The following is a 1,332-nucleotide window of genomic DNA, read 5'->3' on the forward strand; positions in this document are numbered from 1 at the left end:
CCATGCGAGTATCCTTAGCTAGCACAAAAGGCTCAACCTTGCGTCCCATCTCGTAAATTTCTTGAGCTGATAGTTCTTCAGTTACACCAACGATGCGACCATCCTCACGAATATCCCATTCAGCAACCGGCTTGTCTCTATAAAGCTCAATACCATTACCCTCAAGGTCTTCCAAATAAATGGCTTCACTATAACCATGGTCAGCAGCCCCGACAAAAGGATAGTCCAGCTTAGCAATATGTTTGAAAACATCTGCCAAATCCTCTCGAGACGGCAACAAGATTGCCATATGGTAAAGACCATAACTTGACTTGACCGCTTCCTCACGATTGGTCTGAATCAGATGAACCAAAGGTTTGTTTCCAACTCCTAAAATAACTTCCCTTTCCGTTTGGGTTTGAATTTCAAGTCCAATAATCTGTGTATAAAAGGCCACTTGACCAGCCAAGTCCTTCACATTTAAAACTGCCTCTGCTAAATAAATCTTACTATTATATGCGTAAACCATGTTCTTTCCCTTTTGTTGTAACTATATATATTACATTATATTCATTATTATTGTAATGTCAATTATGACATCCCGGCCATAAAAAACATACTAAGATTAGTAGTGAAGAAATCTCCGACGGAAGTGAGTACTCACTACTTTTTCTTTGTGTTAAAGTAGAGGTGTCTTGTTAAGTCGTGGCTTCTTTTGGCGCTAGACGCCGTATAAAAAACTGGCAAGACACCTGTTTTAGATGGAATTTTATCAAAGTATGTTGGACGCTAGACGTCGAGTATTGAAAATGAAATCACTAAAATAAGGAATCGTTCAAGACAAAGAGGTAAACATAATGCGGACAGTTTTTGGAATTGATGTGAGTAAAGCAAGCTCAGAAGTTGCTATTCTTGTGAATGGTGAAAGGGTTCACGGTTATACTATGTCTAATGACATTATCGGATTTTCTCGTCTACTGAAGGACCTAAAGACCGTGAGTAACCCCGAAATTATTTTCGAAGCTACTGGTGTCTACTCTCGCCGACTTCAGGCTTTTCTAGAAGAAAACAGCTATGACTATACACGTCTTAATCCTTTGGAAGCTAAAAAGCAACTTGATAGCTTACGAGTCCGGAAAACCAATAAAATTGACGCAGAGAAACTAGCTTCGTCACAATTCGTTTTAAACCGTAAGCCAACTTATGTTCAAGAAAAAGTCTATCAAAACTTACATGATCTTAGCCGGTTCTACCAAAATCTAACAGAGGATATCGTAAGGACGAAGAATAGGCTGCACAAAGTTCTTCAAGTCGCCTTCCCAGAAATCGAGATTCTACTATCTACTCCTGCAG

General features: G+C 39.3%; 2 protein-coding genes. One reads left to right on the forward strand and one right to left on the reverse strand.

Features of this window, described 5'->3' with window-relative positions; genetic code table 11:
• The coding region (locus HSISS2_RS07010) for a VOC family protein (RefSeq protein WP_042767069.1) at positions 1 to 508 on the reverse strand (508 nt) is incomplete at its 3' end.
• A 328-nt stretch (positions 509 to 836) separates the two neighbouring features.
• On the opposite strand from HSISS2_RS07010, the gene HSISS2_RS07015 reads away from it, so the two are divergent.
• Positions 837 to 1,332 (forward strand): transposase (locus HSISS2_RS07015; protein ID WP_134981505.1); only part of this gene is annotated, 496 nt, incomplete at its 3' end.

The sequence above is a fragment of the Streptococcus sp. HSISS2 genome (assembly GCF_000448665.1).
In the GTDB taxonomy this organism is placed as follows: domain Bacteria; phylum Bacillota; class Bacilli; order Lactobacillales; family Streptococcaceae; genus Streptococcus; species Streptococcus raffinosi.